An 18,769-nucleotide genomic window follows, 5' to 3' on the forward strand; every position below is an offset into this window, starting at 1 on the left:
ACCGAATCAGGCGCTTATTGGCGGCTGGGTTCGGATAATATCCTTCACTGAGGAGTCAATCAGGACATGGAAATCGATAATAAGGCCCGTATTCACTGGGCGTGCCGTCGTGGTATGCGTGAACTTGATATCTCTATCATGCCGTTTTTTGAACATGAGTATGATGGCTTGAGTAATAACGAGAAGCAGGCATTTATTCGCTTACTTGAGTGCGATGACCCAGACTTATTCAACTGGCTGATGAATCACGGGGAGCCGCAGGATAGCGAGCTGCGTCAGATGGTCAAACTGATTCAAACACGAAATAAAGCCCGTGGCCCAGTGGCGATGTGATTTGCGGGTATCCTGGCACACTCAACTCTTCTCTTTATTGTCTCATGGTGTTTTAGTGATACTTACCTTGGTTGCGCCTTGGCCTCAAGGGTATACCGCATTGTGGTTGGTATTGCTGACGCTGGTAGTGTTTGAGTGTATCCGCAGCCAGAAAAATATTACGTCCTGTCAAGGCGAGATCCGGTTGAAACCCGGCAATTTGGTACTATGGAAAAGGCTCGAATGGATCGTGGCCAAACAGCCATGGATTACCCGTTATGGCGTGTTATTAAATCTACAGCAGTCGAGCAGCCGTTCAGCCCGTAAGCGGTTGTGGCTGGCCGCCGACAGTATGTCAGAAGATGAGTGGCGGCAATTATGTCAGCTATTGCGGCATTCATTTGGCTCAGATGAGGGGATGAATCAATGAAACCCTTAATCTGGCTGGTAGAGGATGAACCAAGTATCGCTGATACGCTGATTTATACCTTAGAAAGCGAAGGTTTTACCCTCCGGTGGTTTGACCGGGGGGAACCGGCGCTGGCAGCACTGGCGGATGGCCGGCCCGCTTTAGCGATAGTGGATGTTGGCTTACCTGATATCAATGGTTTTGACCTGTGCCGCCGTCTATTGGCGCGCGAACCCGCGCTGCCGGTGGTATTTCTTACCGCCCGTAGTGAAGAACTGGATCGCATTGTCGGGCTGGAGATTGGTGCCGATGATTATATTGCTAAGCCCTTCTCACCCCGTGAAGTGAGTGCCCGCGTGCGCACGGTATTGCGGCGCTTACAAAAATCACAAATTCTGGCCGCCTCTGCTATGGTGCATCAATTCGGTGATTTCACCCTGGATGAGGCCGGCGCGCGGGTGACCTATCATCAGCAGCCTCTCTGGCTCACCCGCTATGAATATCTGTTACTGAAAACCTTATTACTGGCCCCCGAGCGCATATTTTCACGTCAGCAACTGATGGATATTGTTTGGGCGCAGGCAGAAGAGAGTCAGGACCGTACTGTCGATACCCACATTAAAACCCTGCGCTCAAAATTGCGTATGGCTTACGATGAGGAGTCACCAATCCGCACTCATCGTGGGTTGGGCTATAGTCTGAGTTACCGATGATGAAGAGTCAGCGATGAAAATCGGCGTGCGCTTACTGCTAGGTTACTTTCTGATAGTGGCCATTGCCGGTTATTTTGTTATTCGTATTTTCGTACAAGAGGTGAAACCTGGCGTCCGGCGCGCCACCGAAGGCACATTAGTGGATACCGCCACACTACTGGCACAGTTTGCCCGGCAAGATATGCTGCTGGATAACGTTGCCAGTGGTCAATTGGCACAAGCGTTTGCTTCGCTAAATTTGCGGCCAATAGGTGCCAATATTGAAGGTATTCGCAAGGATCGTAACGAATATCGCGTTTATCTGACGGATACCGACGGACGGGTGATTTTTGATTCATCGGGTAAAGCGGTAGGGCAAGATTATTCGCGCTGGAATGATGTTTGGCTGACGCTACGCGGTGAATATGGCGCACGCAGCACCCGTACCAATCCCGCAGATGAACAAAGTTCGGTAATGTATGTGGCGGCACCGGTCATTGCTGAAAACAAAATCATTGGGGTGCTCAGTGTGGGTAAACCCAATATTTCCATGGCGCCCGTTATCAAACGCAGTGAGCGTAAGATCTTGTTGGCTGGTGGTGTCTTGCTCGGTATTGCTCTGCTGATTGGCTTGGGCTTCGTATGGTGGATAAACCGCGCTATCGGCAAATTGGTAGATTACGCTGAGCGGGTGGCCGAGGGGCAGGTTGTGGCGCTGCCAGCGATCGGCAGTAGCGAGTTGAATGATTTGGCCCGCGCACTGGAAAGTATGCGTCTTAAATTGGATGGCAAAGCCTACATCGAACAATATGTTCACACCATGACTCATGAGCTGAAAAGCCCATTAGCCGCCATTACCGGTGCAGCTGAACTGCTACGTGAGTCGCCCCCGCCAGCCACCGCCCAGCGGTTTATTGTTAATATTGAGCAGCAAAGTGCACGCATCCGGCAACTAGTAGATAAAATGTTGGTGCAGGCACGGCTCGAGAGCCGGGTTGATTTACAATTTTCTCCATTGGATATCAGTCACATACTCAAGCAAACCTTCAGTGCGAAAGAGGCACAAGCTGTCAGCCGCGGTATTTGCCTGCAACTAAAAAGCGCCGATAGCGCAATATTAACCGGGGATGGGTTATTACTCAGTCAGGCGCTGACCAATCTGATTGATAATGCACTGGATTTCACGCCTTTGGGCGGGGCCGTGATACTCAGTGGCGATCGGCATGAGGGGGAGTATCTGATAACGGTTGAAGATAATGGCAGCGGTATTCCCGATTACGCTCAAGAGAGAATTTTCGACCGTTTTTATTCATTACCAAGGGCCGATAGCCCGAAAAGTACTGGCTTGGGGCTGAATTTTGTGCGCGAGGTGGCCGCTATTCATCGCGGGCGGATTTCGCTGGAGAACCGCTTGCCACAAGGGGTGAGTGCCTATTTAACGTTGCCGCTGGATGCCACATGATTGGCTGACTTCACCTTCACTTCACATAGCCTCATTCTGCTTTCACTTCACTGACTTAAGCTGCTCTCCTGACCTTAAAAGGAGCGCAAGTCATGTTCAAGTCCGTACTGTTTTGGAAAATAGCCACATTGCTGGGCTTAATTCTATTGATGATGATCCCGAAAGAGATGTTACTGAACGTTATCTCTGAACGCAGTGGTTATCGGCAAAGTGTTATCGATAAAGTCAGTGACAGCACCAGCCGATCGCAGAAGATCCTTGGTCCGCTAATTGTGGTGCCTTATAGCGAATGGGTAGAAAGCGAAGTTGATGGCAAAAAAAAGAGAGAGTGGGTTAATCGCAGTCGCTACATACTGCCGGAGGTCATGACCGTTAGCGGTGCGCCGGATGTTGATGTGCGGCGATTGGGTATTTATAAAGCGCAAGTCTATCAGGGGGCGCTTAATTTCAACGCGCAATTTGACGCTACGGCATTGGACGACTTGATACATGACGGCGTCACTATCGGCAGACCGTCACTGGTGGTGGCGCTGAGCGATTCGCGGGGTATACAGCAAATTTCGCCACTCACGGTGGGCAGCCAAAAAATTAACTTCGAACCCGGTGCTTTCCTGGGGCGGACTGTGCAAGGTGTTCATGCAGAGCTTTCATTAGCGCAAATTCAACAGAAAAAATTTGATATTAGCTTTACACTGACGCTGACTGGCACCAATAGTCTGTCGGTAGTCCCTATCGGGCGTAGCAGTGAGCTAACCTTACAAAGCAATTGGCCGCATCCTAATTTTGTCGGCGAGTTTTTACCGTTGCAGCGCAAGGTGGACGAAAAAGGCTTTCGTGCCCATTGGAGCACTAACTGGCTGGCCAACAACATAAATATCAACTTTGCGGGTGATGACCCACATGTCGACTTCAATGAGTTACCCGCTTTTAGCACCAGCTTGATTGAACCGGTCGATCACTACCAGTTAACCGAACGAGCCATTAAGTATGCCATTTTGTTTATTGGCCTCACTTTCTTCAGCTTCTTCCTGTTTGAAAGTCTAACCTCACTGCGTGTGCATCCAATTCAATATCTGCTGGTGGGGGCCGCCCTGGTGCTGTTCTACCTAATGTTGCTGGCGTTCTCTGAACATCTTGGCTTCACGCTGGCTTATACTATCGCCAGTTTGAGTTGCAGCTTGTTGATCGCTATCTACCTGAGTGCGGTGCTGGGCGGGTGGCGGCGAGGCGGATTGTTTGCTGGTGGTTTATTGCTGTTGTACGGGGTTTTGTTTGGCTTGCTGCAATCGGAAGACAATGCATTGTTACTCGGCGCAGGGTTGCTATTTATTATTCTGGCCGCAGTGATGGTGTTAACCCGGCATTTAGACTGGTATCAAGTGGCTAACCCACAGCTATTGACCGGGCAGAAATCGACCGAAGCCAATACCGATAAGACGGTGAATAAACCGGTAGCAGTAGAGGGCAGCAGTACCGACGCGTTTCGCTTATGGGATTGATATAACGCAAGGGATACAGAAGCGGGCACATCAGGTGCCCGTTTGGCTGACTACAGCAGCGCGTCCATCTCTAAGAGAATTTGATCACACCATTGCTCGATGCGCTCTTCGCTCAAATCGTATTGATTGACCTCATCCAATGCTAAACCAACAAAGTGTTTACCATCGGCGCTGAGTGGTTTTGGGCTAGTAAATTCAAACCCTTCCGTCGGCCAAAAACCGATAAACTCCACTCCCAGTGGGGCGATATGATCGTGCAGCATACCAAGAGCATCCAGAAACCATTCGCTATATCCGAATTGATCGCCCATGCCATACATGGCGACAATCTTTCCCTTCAGATTAAGCTGCGTTAACTGTGGCCAGATGGCTTCCCAGTCTTCCTGTAATTCGCCGAAATCCCAGGTAGGGATACCTAAAATCAGGATGGAATAGGCTTCCATTAACTGGGGGCTGGCATCCTTCAGGTTGTGCAAATCAACCAAATCTTCGCCAAGAATATCGCGGATTTTTTCTGCCACCATTTCGGTATAGCAGGTGCTGGAGCCGTAAAAGAGACCAATCTTCATGATGTATAGCCATAGCATTACTAATAAGGAATAGCATCGAGTGTACCAGATTTGTCTCGTCATCAGGCATAATGGCGCTTGAGTTCAATCAAAGAGAGAAACAACAATGCAACAGCAAAATAACCCGCTGATTGAACAGTTTCTTGATGCCTTATGGCTGGAAAGAAACCTGGCTGAGAATACACTAGCGTCATATCGTCTGGATTTACATGCATTAACCGGATGGTTAGAACATCACGGCAGTGATTTATTGCGTGCAGGTTCGCAGGACTTGCAATCCTTTCTTGCTGAGCGCATTGAAGGCGGCTATAAAGCGACCAGTTCGGCACGCTTACTCAGTGCGATGCGTCGTCTGTTCCAATATTTATACCGCGAAAAGCTGCGTGAAGATGATCCGACGGCTCTGCTCTCATCACCTAAATTGCCGCAACGCTTACCTAAAGATTTAAGTGAGGCACAGGTTGATAGGCTGCTCAACTCACCCAATGTTGATATCCCGCTAGAATTGCGCGATAAAGCCATGCTGGAAGTGCTTTATGCCACGGGCTTGCGGGTATCGGAGCTGGTGGGGTTGACCATCAGTGATGTCAGCCTGCGTCAGGGGGTGGTGCGGGTTATTGGTAAAGGAAATAAAGAGCGGCTGGTGCCATTGGGCGAAGAAGCGGTGTACTGGATTGAAAACTACATGGAGCATGGGCGTCCATGGTTGATTAATGGCCAGTCACTAGATGTGCTGTTCCCCAGCAATCGTAGCCAGCAAATGACCCGACAGACTTTCTGGCATCGCATCAAACACTATGCGATCCTTGCAGGTATTGATAGTGAACGGCTTTCACCCCATGTATTACGGCACGCTTTTGCCACGCACCTACTGAATCACGGTGCTGACCTGCGTGTGGTACAAATGTTACTGGGCCACAGCGATTTGTCGACAACCCAGATTTATACTCATGTAGCTACGGAACGTTTGAAACAGCTACATCAACAGCATCATCCACGTGCATGATTGTTTTGTAGAAAAACGATGTTGTGTGGAAAGAGATAGGATTCATAAATGAGAAAAAGTTTATTGTTACTGCCGGTGTTCATCGCCGCATTCGCCGGCCCGGTTAACGCAGATGATGCCGCTATCCAACAGACGCTAAAAAAATTAGATATTCAGCAAGCTGATGTCCAGCCTTCGCCGATCCCAGGTTTGAGCACGGTGATGACCGAAAACGGAGTGCTTTATATCTCAGCCGACGGTCAGCATCTGTTGCAAGGGCCACTGTATGATGTGAGCGGTAGCCAGCCAGTCAATGTGACCAATCAGATGTTGGTGAAAAAACTTGAAGCATTAAGCAGTGAAATGATTGTGTATAAAGCACCGCAGGAAAAACATGTTGTTACGGTGTTTACCGATATCACCTGTGGTTACTGCCATAAGTTGCATGAGCAGATGAAAGACTATAACGCGCTGGGCATTACTGTGCGTTATCTGGCGTTCCCACGTCAGGGCTTAAGTTCTCAGGCAGAAAAAGATATGCGATCCATCTGGTGTATGGCTGATCGTAATAAAGCGTTCGATGAAGCAATGAAAGGTACCGAGATATCACCGGCTACCTGTAAAACAGACATTAGCAAGCATTACCAGCTCGGCGTGCAGTTTGGTATTCAGGGCACGCCTGCGATTGTGCTGCAAAACGGCACTATCGTTCCCGGTTATCTGGAGCCGAAAGAGATGTTGGCAATGCTGAATAAGCATCAGGCTTCCTTAAAAGCGGCGGGTTAATCACCCGTGACACTCAAAACTCAACTTCGTCGTCGTGAGGCGGCGGATGACAACCATTTACCGGCGCAATTGCATCCGTTGCTGCGCCGCCTCTATGCCAGTCGTGGGGTTAAAACTGCGACAGAACTGGAACGAGGCGTAAAAGGTCTATTGCCCTGGCAGCAACTCGATGGCATTGATGCCGGGGTTACCCTGTTACAGCAAGCACTGGCTGACAAACGGCGTATCGTGATTGTCGGCGATTTTGATGCCGATGGTGCCACCAGCACTGCACTGGCAGTACTGGCTTTGCGCAGCATGGGTGGCAGTAATGTTGATTACCTTGTGCCCAATCGCTTTGACGATGGCTACGGGCTTAGCCCGGAAGTGGTTGAACAGGTCGCTGCCCGTGGTGCGGAATTGATCGTCACGGTTGATAACGGTATTTCTTCTCATGCCGGGGTGGATTTGGCCCATGCCTTGGGCATTCAGGTGCTGGTTACCGACCACCATCTGCCGGGTGAAACCTTGCCAGCGGCTGAAGCTATCATTAATCCGAATCTGGTTGGTTGTGATTTTCTCTCCAAATCACTGGCTGGGGTGGGTGTTACCTTCTATCTGATGTTGGCATTGCGCGCCCGTTTGCGAGAGAGTGGTTGGTTTGAGCAACGAGCTTTAGCCGTGCCCAATCTGGCTGAACTATTGGATTTAGTGGCGCTGGGGACGGTTGCGGATGTGGTGCCACTGGATGCCAATAATCGGATTCTGGTCCATCAGGGATTAAGCCGTATTCGTGCGGGGAAATGCCGTCCAGGGGTCCGTGCACTATTGGAAGTCGCCAACCGTGATGCCCGTCAATTGGCTGCCAATGATCTCGGCTTCTCCCTTGGCCCACGGCTTAATGCTGCTGGTCGTCTCGATGACATGTCTATTGGGGTTGCACTTCTTCTCACTGACGATATCGCTCAGGCCAGAGCTTTAGCAATCGATTTGGATGCCCTTAATCAGGCGCGCCGAGAGATAGAGCAGGGGATGCAGGTTGAGGCGCTGCAACTGTGCGACCAACTGGAACGTACCAGCACGACATTGCCCTACGGCATTGCGATGTACCATCCAGAATGGCATCAGGGTGTGGTAGGGATTTTAGCCTCGCGCATCAAAGAACGTTTTCATCGGCCAGTCATTGCTTTTGCCCCAGCGGGTGAGGGGTTACTGAAGGGGTCGGGGCGCAGTGTGGCTGGGTTACATATGCGCGATGCTCTTGAGCGACTGGATACATTGAACCCAGGATTGATGCTGAAGTTTGGCGGCCATGCAATGGCGGCGGGATTATCATTGGAACAAGATAAATTCGATGAGTTCCGTCAGCGTTTTGCCGATTTAGTCGGTGAATGGATGGATGCCTCACAATTGGAAGGCGTTATTTGGTCCGATGGTGAACTGAAAGGCAACGAATTATCGCTGGAAACGGCGGAGTTGTTGCGTGATGGTGGCCCCTGGGGGCAGTCTTTCCCAGAACCGACATTTGATGGCAAATTCCGTATTTTGCAGCAACGGCTGGTGGGGGAGCGTCATCTAAAACTGATGATTGAGCCGCTAAATGGCGGTCCGCTACTCGATGGTATTGCGTTTAATATCGATACCACCTTATGGCCGGACAGCAGTGTGCGTGAGGTTAAGCTGGCTTACAAACTCGATATCAATGAATATCGTGGTAATCGTAGTGTCCAGTTGTTGGTCCAGCATTTGTGGCCTTATTAGGCAACATTCCAATGAAGCCCGATGAGCTGGCTCAGGCCAGTGATTCGGGTGAATAAGTCGCGTTAACGCCACTGTGATTTCAAGTAAGCAGGAAATATAGTCAACGAGCTATAAACCGCCGGACAGATCCGTTAGAATTACCAATTCTGTGCCCTAAATAATTCGAGTTGCAGGAAGGCGGCAACTGAGTAAATTCCGATGAGTTGACGTCAGTCAATGATCCGGGTGAACGAAGACAGCCAACACCCATGCAGCTTGAAGTATGACGGGTATAATGACATTCCGTCATCTACGACTCAACGTAAGACTCAAAACCATGTTTGAAATAAACCCGGTAAAAAACCGAATTCAGGACCTGTCTGATCGGACAGACGTTCTCAGGGGGTATCTTTGACTATGATGCCAAGAAAGAGCGACTGGAAGAAGTAAACGCCGAGCTGGAACAGCCCGACGTCTGGAATGAACCTGAGCGTGCGCAAGCGCTGGGTAAAGAACGTTCTGCGCTAGAAGAGATTGTCTCGACCATTGATCAATTGGATCAAGGTATGGAAGACGTTTCCGGCTTGCTGGAATTGGCGATTGAAGCTGACGATGAAGAGACTTTTAACGAAGCCATTGCCGAGTTAGAGATCCTTGACGGCAAGCTGGGCCAGCTCGAATTCCGCCGCATGTTTTCTGGTGAATATGATAGCGCCAACTGCTACCTGGATTTACAAGCGGGTTCTGGCGGTACTGAAGCCCAAGACTGGGCCAGCATGCTGCTGCGTATGTACCTGCGCTGGGCTGAATCAAAAGGCTTCAAAACTGAAATCATCGAAGAATCTGATGGTGATGTTGCAGGCCTGAAGTCTGCCACCATTAAGATCATCGGCGATTACGCCTTTGGCTGGTTACGTACTGAAACTGGCGTTCATCGCCTAGTTCGTAAAAGCCCGTTTGACTCCGGTGGCCGTCGTCATACCTCTTTCAGTTCTGCTTTTGTCTATCCAGAAGTTGATGACGATATTGATATCGAAATCAACCCGGCAGATCTGCGTATTGACGTTTACCGCGCATCCGGTGCGGGTGGTCAGCACGTCAACAAAACGGAATCTGCGGTACGTATTACCCACCTTCCGACCAATATCGTGACTCAGTGTCAGAATGACCGTTCTCAGCATAAGAACAAAGATCAAGCGATGAAACAGTTGAAGGCGAAGCTGTATGAGTTTGAGATGCAAAAGAAAAATGCTGATAAACAGGTTCTGGAAGACAATAAGTCTGATATCGGTTGGGGTAGCCAGATCCGTTCTTATGTACTGGATGACTCCCGTATCAAAGATTTGCGTACCGGCGTGGAAACACGTAACACGCAAGCGGTACTGGATGGTGATCTGGACAAATTCATTGAAGCAAGTTTGAAAGCCGGGCTATGAGGAACTGAGATGTCAGAGCAAAAACCACAAGTCGCTGAGCAAGCGCAAGAACCAGAACTCAATAGTGAGTTACAAGCTCGTCGGGAAAAGCTGGCCTTGCTGCGGGAAAAGGGAATTGCGTTCCCTAATGATTTCCGTCGTGAGCACCTCTCTGACCAGCTACATGCTGAGTACGGCAGTAAAGAGAATGAAGAGTTAGAAGCGCTGAATATCGAAGTGACCGTGGCTGGCCGTATGATGACTCGCCGTATTATGGGTAAAGCATCATTCGTCACACTACAAGATGTCGGTGGCCGTATTCAGTTGTACGTTTCCCGCGATGATCTGCCGGAAGGCGTTTATAACGAAGAATTCAAAAAGTGGGATCTGGGCGATATTCTGGGTGCTCGTGGCAAGCTGTTTAAAACTAAAACCGGTGAGTTGTCTATCCACTGTAGCGAACTGCGCCTGTTGACTAAAGCGCTGCGTCCGCTGCCGGATAAATTCCACGGCTTGGCTGATCAGGAAACCCGTTACCGTCAGCGTTATTTGGATCTGATCGCTAACGATGAATCTCGCCATACTTTCAAAGTTCGTTCGCAGGTGATGTCTGGTATTCGTAGCTTCATGGTGGAAAAAGGCTTCATGGAAGTCGAAACCCCTATGATGCAAGTGATCCCTGGCGGTGCTTCAGCGCGTCCGTTTGTGACTCATCACAATGCGCTGGATATCGATATGTACTTGCGCATCGCGCCAGAACTGTATCTGAAACGCCTGGTTGTGGGTGGTTTTGAACGTGTATTCGAAATCAACCGTAACTTCCGTAATGAGGGCGTTTCCCCGCGTCATAACCCAGAGTTCACCATGATGGAACTCTATATGGCGTATGCGGATTACAAAGATCTGATCGTGCTGACTGAAGAGCTGTTCCGCACTCTGACTGAAACCGTATTGGGTAGCAGTGTGGTGCAGTATGGTGAGCAGACATTCGATTTCGGTAAGCCTTTTGCCAAACTGACCATGAAAGAAGCCATTTGCAAATATCGCCCTGAAACCAATGTGGCAGATTTGGACGATATGGACAAAGCTTTGGCTATCGCCGAGTCATTAGGCATTAAAGTTGAGAAGAGCTGGGGCCTGGGCCGCGTTCAATGCGAGATCTTCGAAGAGACCGCAGAAAGCCACCTGATTCAGCCTACTTTCATTACTGAATATCCAGCAGAGGTTTCTCCGCTGGCACGTCGTAATGATGATAATCCGTTTATCACTGACCGCTTTGAGTTCTTTATCGGTGGCCGTGAGATTGGTAACGGTTTCTCAGAGTTGAATGATGCTGAAGATCAGGCTCAGCGTTTTGCTGATCAGGTTAGTGCTAAAGAAGCTGGCGATGATGAAGCGATGTTCTACGATGAAGACTACGTCACCGCGCTGGAACATGGTTTGCCGCCAACTGCTGGTTTGGGCATCGGCATCGACCGTATGGTGATGTTGTTTACCAACAGCCACACCATCCGTGACGTTATCCTGTTCCCAGCGATGCGTCCGGTTAAATAAGTTTATTGTGGTAGCGGTAATCTATAAGGGTGCTACGGCACCCTTTTTACTAAGCAAAAACCGCCATAGTTATACTTGGTTTAATCTAATCGCTTAAAATACCGGCGCTTAGACCATATCTTCGCTTGCCCACGAGAAAGAACCGGTTATAATGCAAACCGCACACCGAAGCGGGTGTAGTTCAATGGTAGAACGAGAGCTTCCCAAGCTCTATACGAGGGTTCGATTCCCTTCACCCGCTCCAATCTCCTTATATATCAATAAATTAGATATATAAGCGCTTCCGGCGATAGTGATAACTCACATACCCGCCTTTTAGCCCCATTGAACTACCCCAGATAACTGTCGCGTTTTGATGTGTGGTTAATTGGGTAGCATATCAATACACTGGCGGTCGTTACAAGATTCTTACCGCGATAGTGATAACAAGAAATCTATGCCGCACAAACCATGTAGGCTCTAAACTTTACCCAAAACACTACACAATAAGCATTTAAGCCCGATGTGCTGTCAACGATGATAGCCAAAACAGGTTTATGGTGATGGTACTTGCACACCTTATGCAAGCTCTGTCTGCGTCTCGCCCACGCTCCTCTATTGGTACACAAGGCATCCTGATAAGTTATTGTGTAATGAGAATACTGATGAAGTCGCTACGCTCCGCATTGTGTATTATCACCAACGGGGCTTTATGGCTTCTATTGTCCGTTTTATCCCCACCCCCCATTCTTGCCTAGTTTCAATGTGACTACTTTCTAACTTTCTTGCCTTAAAAATATCCGTCTCAGTGTCCTCGGTGCTTGACAGTTCAACCAGACGAGAATCATTCGCATTTATAATATCAAAATATCGATAGCTGTTTCGGTGTGGTGCCACTGGCTATCAGCGCGTAGGAAGGCCGTAGAGAAGAGTTTGAGTATAGCTGTGGGTGTGTATGCCTAAGGCCCCTTGCGGGGCTTAATGGAATGGTTAGCAGGGCGCTAACGGTATGATTAGTTCTTCATAGTCTTCTTGATACGGTAAACGGTAGCAACTCCACACTGTGCAATTTTGGCTATCTCTTCTGTCGTATTGTTACCAGCCTCAAGTAAGCGTAAGACCTTTGCATGCAGTTCTTTGTTTGCTTGTTTGCCTTTGTATTTCCCTTCTTCTTTAGCAATAGCAATCCCTTCATCCCTACGAGCAGCAATAATCCCTCGTTCAAACTCTGCTACAGCACCCATCATAGTGAGTATCAATCTTGATGTAGGACTATTATCAAACGTCTGATTGTTATCAACAAAGGTTACTTTAATACCTTTCTCAATTAGCACATCAATAAGCTGTAATAGCTCTTTTGTGTTACGGGCTAACCTGTCTATGGATTTAACTGCTAACTCATCACCAGAACGCAGAGAGGCCATGAGACGCTTTAACTCTGGTCTGTCTTTAGTCGTCTTGCCAGATTCAGTTTCAGTAACTACCTCGTCACACAGTGGCTCAAGTACTGCTAGCTGTCGGGCTTGATTCTGACCTTTGCTAGAGACACGGGAGTATCCATATTTCATATCACACCTTCATTTATCATTTAAGTTATCTCAATGATAATTTATCAAATAGGTTATATCAAGGCCTAAATGATAGGTTTTTGACTATGACTTCTAACCTATCGTTGGGGTGTACCCAAATGATAAACAGACATAACAGTTGCTGTCCTAGGGACAGTGAAGATAACTATCTTCAATAGCGTAGCTATCACAGATAACAAAGAGGTGGTTAGGTGTTATGTATGAGAATACATATCAACAACAAACAATAATGATAATCAAATAAAAAAATTCATTTGTAGTTTCATTCTGCATGGTTTTGAGGGGCTAAGGGGCAACATCGCTTAATCCAGTATTTCCTGCATTTTATTGTGGATTCAGATAGGGCGGGCATACAGAGGCATCACCGATGTATAGGTACTGTGAAATCACTGCCTAACCAGGTAAATCATTTTTCATTATTATCGGTTATTTAAGGCTATATAAACCCTATATTAACTGTTGTTTTTGATCAGTATAAACAATCAAATTGATCCATATGATAGATTGTAGCGATAGATGCAACCGATCGATTACGAGTTATCGATCGAGATTACCAGTTAGCTTTTAATCTGATTAATACTTAACCTATGCAAAAGAAGTCTTTATTTTAACTTATTGATTTAGATCATTTTTGTGAGGTTTCATGACTAACACTCAGATCAAAAGCATCATTAGTTTTCTTCTCTTCACGTGGTTTGCTGGGGCAGGGTTGGTGATTGCAATCCTTGGTGAGGCACTGAGTTACTCTATACCTATGATTTCTGTAGGTGGGTTGTTCTTCTGGGCTTCGATGAGGAAAAACTAAACCTCATTGATATTATTGCTTTAATTGTGGGATAAGCTACTTTTAATGCTCACACACAGCAATAAGGATGAAAATTAATGCCTAAGTATAAAGTTGAATGGTCAGCAAAAGATGGTAATGGTAGCTTTGAATATGACACTACTAGTGCAGACTTAACCAAAGGTTGTCAGGAAGTTATTTTAGCTTCTATTGAGAATGCAGGGCTTAAAAACAAGCTTAATGGTGATGCCCCGAGAGAGGGTAAATGGACACCTGAATGGTATACTCATAGAACGGGGCTTATTGTTGAATCTGTTGATCCTATTACAACAAAGATAATAGGCGTTTCTAACTAAAAATAAAACGACATACTTATAGTAGTTATCGGTGTGTCGTTACTCACTCCTTAAATATATTCTTACACCGATAAAAGTCACTACTATAGACTCTTTCAGAGTCAGGAATAAAAGCCACTACTATAAGAGTAATGGCTGAAAGAGTGATACTCACTCGGTTAGAGTGTTCACAGCCATAATAGATAATGTGTTCCAGTAACGCTGTACCAGCTACACACACCCAATCTAACTGGAAAGTATGTAATAGGCTTTTAGAAGAACGTTTTTAATAATAAGAAAGGAAATAATAATCTTAAGCCTATAAGGGCTAAAAGAACTAAATAACAAGGTCAACACCAGTAAACCATGCAAGACCTTAATATATAAATATATTGTGCAACCTATGGTTGGCTAACAGCTTGCACAAGTAAATAGAAGAGACACGAGACCAAGAACATTGCATAGTGTAATATCTTTATCATTACATATGTGATGGTTTGGTTATCGAGTGTTACCTTATCATTAAAAGAGTAAGGGACATCGGGGGTATCGTGTTCATTAATCATTTAATTATACGGTTACAGTGTAGTGGTCTAATCATTCCGGACACTTTGTTAGAGATATAATGAGCAACACTAACGAGGTGAGAATGCGAAAAAAATCATTTACTCATGAGTTTAAACAAGAGTGCATCAATCTGGTTCTTCAACATAAGTACCCGGTGACTCAGGCCGCTGAAACAATGAATATTGGCCTTTCAACCTTACAACGCTGGCTAAGGCAGTATCGCGGAGAGATCCGCGGAAATACACCGATAGCCAGTGCTATAACACCGGAACAACGGCGAATACAAGAACTTGAAAAGCAGGTACGGCAGTTGCAGAGCGACAATGACCTGTTAAAAAAGGCTTCGGCCTTCTTCGCCATGGAAATGAACAACGACAAAAAGTCGCGGTGAAACTGAAGAAGGTCGGTGCAAATATCCAACAGGTATGCCGCTGCTTATCGCTCACGCGCAGCGTATTTTATGCCCGTAGTCGTCGGCTAATGATCAAGCCCGATGTTCTGATGTTGCACGCGGCGGCTAAGCATGTTCACGCTGAAATGGATGCCACATATGGCAGCCGGCGCATGTGCATCGAGTTACGGGAACAAGGTTTTAACGTGGGCAGATACCGCGTTCGGCAGATAATGAAAAACTTATTACTGGTAGCTAAACGGCCCGGGCGTCATCGCTATCCACGCGGTGGAAAACCCGCTGTCGTGGCCGCTAATCTGTTGAACCGGCAGTTTAATCCAGAGACATTGAATACCTGGTGGTCAGGTGATATTACCTATCTGCGTACCGCTCAGGGCTGGTTATATCTGGCTATCGTGATGGACTTATGTTCAAGAAAAATAGTGAGTTGGGCCTTCTCAGATAAACCGGACAGCGACTTGACTGTCCGGGCCTTAAGGCTGGCGGTCAATAAACGACGACCCACAGGGTCTGTGGTGTTCCATAGCGATCAAGGGTCGCAATATACCAGCGCGCAGTTCCAATGCTGCCAGCAGGAGCTGGATGTTACAGGTAGCATGAGCCGAAAAGGTAACTGCCTGGATAATGCTGTTACGGAAAGGTTTTTCCGCAGCCTGAAAGCTGAGAGGGTTAACTATCGTCGTTATGAAACCCGAAGTCAGGGTATCGCTGATGTTATCGATTATATTGACAGTTTTTATAATCTGAAAAGGCGGCATTATCGGCTGGGAAATATATCGCCGGATGAATATGAACGCCGACTACAGCAATGTGCCTAAATCCGTGTCCGGTTTTAGTTGACCGTTACAATATAGTAGATCGTTTTATAACATGAGTCTGAGGTTTAGCATGAGAAGCGATAGCTTAGAGTGAGTAACTCAGTAAACGAATGTTAGAAGTAATCGATAGTCAGAGTGTCAGAAAGACAGGCGGGATGTCGATTTATTCTTATCTCTTATAGTAGTGGCTTTTATTAAATGACAGAGAGACAGGTTACAACCTTATAGATAACCTTATCTGATATGCAAGGATAGAGGCAAGACTGAGAAGCAATTTTAAAGGCTAGAAGAAGAGTTCTATTAAAACCTAAGCTACCCTACAGGGTATGCACATGAATGGCTAAAACAAAGGAGAATGCAAGGAGAAAGAAGAGAGAGCAACTTAGAGATAAAGAGATTGAGCTATATATGCCAGTACAACTACTAGATAGGTTTTATCTATTAATTAACCAGACCTATTGCAATTAAAAATTTATTCATGTACTATAATTTTGGGGATATATTTAAAAATAATATAGCATATATATTGACATATCCAAAGAAATGGGGTATTATTAATAGTAGGAGTAAGAGAATTTGCTCTGAGATAGAAAAAAGTCCAGTTAAGCATACACAAATCTACAAAGAATTCATTTGAGGTCACCCAATAGAGGTGGCCTTTTTTGCATTCAATTTATAAGGAATAAAAATGAAAAGTAAAACTGACAAAACAAAACAAACAACCCGTAGTACAGCAGAACAAGCACTGGCAGACCTTATTTCTGGCAAGATCAGTTTGCAAACAATTCGATATTACATGAAAGAGAATTCAGGTTTAACAGAAAGCCGCAGGAACATGTACGCTCAGTCTAAGATTATGTATCAAATCTTCTTGCTGGAACAGAAACTAAAAGAAATTCAAGAAGAAAAACAATAACAATAAACAGGAGGGATGTTGGCAAGAGCTAAGGGTAGCGTTATTACTGTCTGCAATAAAGAAACAAAACATTATTTAAATGATTACTGGGATTATGAAGAGTTACCTGATTGGATTGATGATTGTATTTGTGGTGCATTAGGTCAGGCGGGGAAAGATACAAGATTATCACCTTATCGATTCTTTCGTGCCTTACAAGCACTTGAAACACTATCTACTATTACAGTAAGAAGTTACTTTGATAGAAAAAAGGTAATGTTTGATGATGATGAGAAAGGCTATTGTGATACAACGATAAAGAACTATACAAATGTGCTCAAGGTTGCATCCAAGGCTATTGCTCATCACAGACTAAATCCAATTAATAATAAATTTCGTGGTAGTCGTGGCTCTATTCTTGAACAGCAAGCTATTACACCACCAGAGATTGCTATGCAACAGTTAGTAATTTCTTCTGTTAAAGCCTCTGATGATGAAATGCATAAGCTACACATTCTTAGTCTCAATGGTAGCCTGCAAGATGTTTTAAAAGCTTATGATGAAGTGCATTATAAAAATAAAATTCGCATAGCAGCGTAGATTGTAATTATTTATCTCATAGGGGAGGTGTTATTCGTACATGCAACATTGAACGCAAACAGAAATATATCGATTGTGTAAATAACCAAATAAAACAGCCTAATGATTTGTACTATGCACTGACCAGTTTAGAGATAAAGCACATAAAGAATAAACGGAAGAGAACTTTAAAAATCACTCAAGACTCTGTGGACCATATTGAGGGTGGCTACTATCAACGGGACTATGCAAACATTCCTCATTTAGGCTGGTTATATTTCAATAAGCGCGACCAGTACGAGTTAAACGAACATCAGGCAGGTATATGGGTTCCAGTTCACGAATAGAGGGATTACTAAATGAAGAAGAAATTAATTATAGAACTGGAAAGTTACCAGTATCAACTACTACTAAAACAGTGCAATGCTCGTGGGTGGTCAATTAGTGGTTATTTGGTGTGGGTAGCACAACAGGAATCAAAAAGAATTGAACAGGAGGTGAATTGATTAATAAATATCTAAATTTACTCTTCACCGTGTTTTTATGCTTTGCAGTATCTTTCTATTTATATCCGATTTACTTATTACCAATCATAACAAGTCAATTTGAAATGGCTGCACTCCTGTTTATGCTGATTAGCCCTTGCTACAGACGTGATTTTGCAAGCTGTGAGAAGAGTTCTCTATAAACCTAAGCTACCCTATGTCTTTTGGTTTGCTCTATTAAAACAGCACATCTATGGTGCAATAAACACGGTGGTATATAAAATCCAAATAATAATAAAAAAACAAGGAAACCAACTAATGATGTACTTTTTGAAAAAACAGAAACAGAAGAAAGCAGTGAAGAAGACAAATAAGATTTTGAATAAACTTGAAAGTATCTATCTAGACCTGAATTATTTTGATAAGGACGATATCAATCTATTCTCGTTAATCGAATACACAAACGATAAATTAGACCAATTAGCTACCGTTATTTTAAGTAATGAACAGTATCTCACTGAACAGCATCAGGATTTAATAGAACGAGCTAACATTGTCCAGCACATCGCACTCAAGTGTGGTGAACAGGCTGTAAAAGAATTTGAAAAAGAGTTATTAGAATGTGGGGGTGTTCTTGCATAAGAAAAAGAAGAAGGGTGTAGTAAAATAATATGAAAAATATCTTGAGTTACACAAATATATATAGACTATTTTATTCCGTAGTGGTATAATAATATCAGAGGGATGATTTAAAACTAAAGTTCACACCACGTACAATAGCCGAAAATTATCTCCTTAATAATTATCTTATTGGTCTTCGATGATTATGCCTAAATCTAATGTTTATCTGTAGACGAATCCTTGTGGCCTCAGCAACCGCACTGCTACAGATGCATTTCTTAAGTGTTCTTCTATACCCTACTA

19 protein-coding genes and 1 tRNA gene are annotated in these 18,769 nt (G+C 45.5%); 18 read left to right on the plus strand and 2 right to left on the minus strand.

The window, feature by feature from the left end; translation table 11 throughout:
• Positions 1–66 precede the first annotated feature (66 nt).
• The 5 genes from sdhE to creD all read left to right on the plus strand — a co-directional run bounded on the left by sdhE (position 67) and on the right by creD (position 4,374).
• On the plus strand, positions 67–333 hold the full coding sequence (gene sdhE, locus V1955_RS03740) for an FAD assembly factor SdhE (RefSeq protein WP_083162755.1): 267 nt from the start codon (positions 67–69) through the stop codon (positions 331–333).
• Positions 314–742, plus strand: coding sequence for a protein YgfX (locus V1955_RS03745; RefSeq protein ID WP_083162757.1), 429 nt, complete (start codon positions 314–316; stop codon positions 740–742). The genes sdhE and V1955_RS03745 overlap by 20 nt, the downstream gene beginning before the upstream one ends.
• A complete protein-coding gene (gene creB / locus V1955_RS03750) occupies positions 739–1,434 on the plus strand; it encodes a two-component system response regulator CreB (RefSeq protein ID WP_083162759.1) in 696 nt (231 codons plus the stop codon). The genes V1955_RS03745 and creB overlap by 4 nt, the downstream gene beginning before the upstream one ends.
• A gap of 13 nt (positions 1,435–1,447) precedes the next feature.
• Positions 1,448–2,875, plus strand: a complete 1,428-nt coding sequence (gene creC, locus V1955_RS03755; RefSeq protein WP_083162761.1) for a two-component system sensor histidine kinase CreC — start codon at positions 1,448–1,450, stop codon at positions 2,873–2,875.
• Positions 2,876–2,967: 92 nt separating this feature from the next.
• On the plus strand, positions 2,968–4,374 hold the full coding sequence (gene creD / locus V1955_RS03760; protein ID WP_442820538.1) for a cell envelope integrity protein CreD: 1,407 nt from the start codon (positions 2,968–2,970) through the stop codon (positions 4,372–4,374).
• A 50-nt stretch (positions 4,375–4,424) separates the two neighbouring features.
• On the opposite strand, the gene fldB is transcribed toward creD, so the two are convergent.
• Positions 4,425–4,943 carry a flavodoxin FldB gene (gene fldB, locus V1955_RS03765; RefSeq protein WP_083162765.1) on the minus strand — a complete coding sequence of 173 codons (519 nt, stop codon included), beginning with the start codon at positions 4,941–4,943 and terminating at the stop codon, positions 4,425–4,427.
• A 106-nt stretch (positions 4,944–5,049) separates the two neighbouring features.
• Between fldB and xerD the strand changes: the two genes are divergently transcribed.
• From xerD to V1955_RS03795, 6 genes are all read left to right on the plus strand, one after another.
• Positions 5,050–5,949 carry a site-specific tyrosine recombinase XerD gene (xerD, locus tag V1955_RS03770; protein WP_005185989.1) on the plus strand — a complete coding sequence of 300 codons (900 nt, stop codon included), beginning with the start codon at positions 5,050–5,052 and terminating at the stop codon, positions 5,947–5,949.
• 48 nt (positions 5,950–5,997) lie between these two features.
• A complete protein-coding gene (gene dsbC / locus V1955_RS03775; protein WP_083162767.1) occupies positions 5,998–6,714 on the plus strand; it encodes a bifunctional protein-disulfide isomerase/oxidoreductase DsbC in 717 nt (238 codons plus the stop codon).
• 6 nt (positions 6,715–6,720) lie between these two features.
• Positions 6,721–8,454: a single-stranded-DNA-specific exonuclease RecJ gene (gene recJ / locus V1955_RS03780; protein WP_442820539.1), complete on the plus strand. Its 1,734-nt coding sequence runs from the start codon at positions 6,721–6,723 to the stop codon at positions 8,452–8,454.
• Between the two features lie 316 nt (positions 8,455–8,770).
• A protein-coding gene (gene prfB / locus V1955_RS03785; RefSeq protein WP_102970535.1) for a peptide chain release factor 2 occupies positions 8,771–9,869 on the plus strand; the annotation gives its coding sequence in 2 pieces (ribosomal slippage) (positions 8,771–8,845 and positions 8,847–9,869; 1,098 coding nt in all).
• 9 nt (positions 9,870–9,878) lie between these two features.
• Complete coding sequence (gene lysS, locus V1955_RS03790; protein ID WP_083162773.1) at positions 9,879–11,402, plus strand: lysine--tRNA ligase; 1,524 nt, start codon at positions 9,879–9,881, stop codon at positions 11,400–11,402.
• 170 nt (positions 11,403–11,572) lie between these two features.
• A tRNA-Gly gene (locus tag V1955_RS03795) sits at positions 11,573–11,646 on the plus strand.
• Positions 11,647–12,394: 748 nt separating this feature from the next.
• Here V1955_RS03795 and V1955_RS03800 read toward each other — a convergent pair.
• Positions 12,395–12,949 (minus strand): recombinase family protein, encoded by a 555-nt coding sequence (locus tag V1955_RS03800; protein ID WP_442820540.1) that lies wholly within the window; start codon positions 12,947–12,949, stop codon positions 12,395–12,397.
• A gap of 903 nt (positions 12,950–13,852) precedes the next feature.
• On the opposite strand from V1955_RS03800, the gene V1955_RS03805 reads away from it, so the two are divergent.
• The 7 genes from V1955_RS03805 (at position 13,853) to V1955_RS03835 (ending at position 18,487) form a co-directional block, all read left to right on the plus strand.
• Positions 13,853–14,110, plus strand: a complete 258-nt coding sequence (locus V1955_RS03805) for a hypothetical protein (RefSeq protein ID WP_442820541.1) — start codon at positions 13,853–13,855, stop codon at positions 14,108–14,110.
• A 628-nt stretch (positions 14,111–14,738) separates the two neighbouring features.
• Entirely contained in the window at positions 14,739–15,047 is a 309-nt protein-coding gene (locus tag V1955_RS03810; protein ID WP_050136220.1) for a transposase, read from the plus strand.
• Positions 15,044–15,886, plus strand: a complete 843-nt coding sequence (locus V1955_RS03815) for an IS3 family transposase (protein ID WP_342222724.1) — start codon at positions 15,044–15,046, stop codon at positions 15,884–15,886. Before V1955_RS03810 ends, V1955_RS03815 begins: the two co-directional genes overlap by 4 nt.
• Before the next feature lie 688 nt (positions 15,887–16,574).
• Positions 16,575–16,802: a hypothetical protein gene (locus V1955_RS03820; RefSeq protein WP_442820542.1), complete on the plus strand. Its 228-nt coding sequence runs from the start codon at positions 16,575–16,577 to the stop codon at positions 16,800–16,802.
• A gap of 15 nt (positions 16,803–16,817) precedes the next feature.
• Positions 16,818–17,381 carry a hypothetical protein gene (locus tag V1955_RS03825; RefSeq protein ID WP_442820543.1) on the plus strand — a complete coding sequence of 188 codons (564 nt, stop codon included), beginning with the start codon at positions 16,818–16,820 and terminating at the stop codon, positions 17,379–17,381.
• A gap of 338 nt (positions 17,382–17,719) precedes the next feature.
• Positions 17,720–17,866, plus strand: coding sequence for a hypothetical protein (locus V1955_RS03830; RefSeq protein ID WP_442820544.1), 147 nt, complete (start codon positions 17,720–17,722; stop codon positions 17,864–17,866).
• 297 nt (positions 17,867–18,163) lie between these two features.
• Complete coding sequence (locus tag V1955_RS03835) at positions 18,164–18,487, plus strand: hypothetical protein (RefSeq protein WP_442820545.1); 324 nt, start codon at positions 18,164–18,166, stop codon at positions 18,485–18,487.
• Positions 18,488–18,769: the final 282 nt, after the last annotated feature.

It is taken from the genome of Yersinia sp. 2545 StPb PI (assembly GCF_052217125.1).
Lineage (GTDB): Bacteria > Pseudomonadota > Gammaproteobacteria > Enterobacterales > Enterobacteriaceae > Yersinia > Yersinia enterocolitica_E.

Bases quoted from the DNA above. Each gene is read 5' to 3' on its own strand.
- fldB (WP_083162765.1), bottom strand. From the start codon at position 4,943: ATGAAGATTGGTCTCTTTTACGGCTCCAGCACCTGCTATACCGAAATG.
- V1955_RS03835 (WP_442820545.1), top strand. From the start codon at position 18,164: ATGATGTACTTTTTGAAAAAACAGAAACAGAAGAAAGCAGTGAAGAAG.
- V1955_RS03800 (WP_442820540.1), bottom strand. From the start codon at position 12,949: ATGAAATATGGATACTCCCGTGTCTCTAGCAAAGGTCAGAATCAAGCC.
- lysS (WP_083162773.1), top strand. From the start codon at position 9,879: ATGTCAGAGCAAAAACCACAAGTCGCTGAGCAAGCGCAAGAACCAGAA.
- dsbC (WP_083162767.1), top strand. From the start codon at position 5,998: ATGAGAAAAAGTTTATTGTTACTGCCGGTGTTCATCGCCGCATTCGCC.
- V1955_RS03830 (WP_442820544.1), top strand. From the start codon at position 17,720: ATGAAGAAGAAATTAATTATAGAACTGGAAAGTTACCAGTATCAACTA.
- xerD (WP_005185989.1), top strand. From the start codon at position 5,050: ATGCAACAGCAAAATAACCCGCTGATTGAACAGTTTCTTGATGCCTTA.
- creD (WP_442820538.1), top strand. From the start codon at position 2,968: ATGTTCAAGTCCGTACTGTTTTGGAAAATAGCCACATTGCTGGGCTTA.
- creB (WP_083162759.1), top strand. From the start codon at position 739: ATGAAACCCTTAATCTGGCTGGTAGAGGATGAACCAAGTATCGCTGAT.
- creC (WP_083162761.1), top strand. From the start codon at position 1,448: ATGAAAATCGGCGTGCGCTTACTGCTAGGTTACTTTCTGATAGTGGCC.
- V1955_RS03810 (WP_050136220.1), top strand. From the start codon at position 14,739: ATGCGAAAAAAATCATTTACTCATGAGTTTAAACAAGAGTGCATCAAT.
- V1955_RS03805 (WP_442820541.1), top strand. From the start codon at position 13,853: ATGCCTAAGTATAAAGTTGAATGGTCAGCAAAAGATGGTAATGGTAGC.
- sdhE (WP_083162755.1), top strand. From the start codon at position 67: ATGGAAATCGATAATAAGGCCCGTATTCACTGGGCGTGCCGTCGTGGT.
- V1955_RS03825 (WP_442820543.1), top strand. From the start codon at position 16,818: ATGTTGGCAAGAGCTAAGGGTAGCGTTATTACTGTCTGCAATAAAGAA.
- V1955_RS03820 (WP_442820542.1), top strand. From the start codon at position 16,575: ATGAAAAGTAAAACTGACAAAACAAAACAAACAACCCGTAGTACAGCA.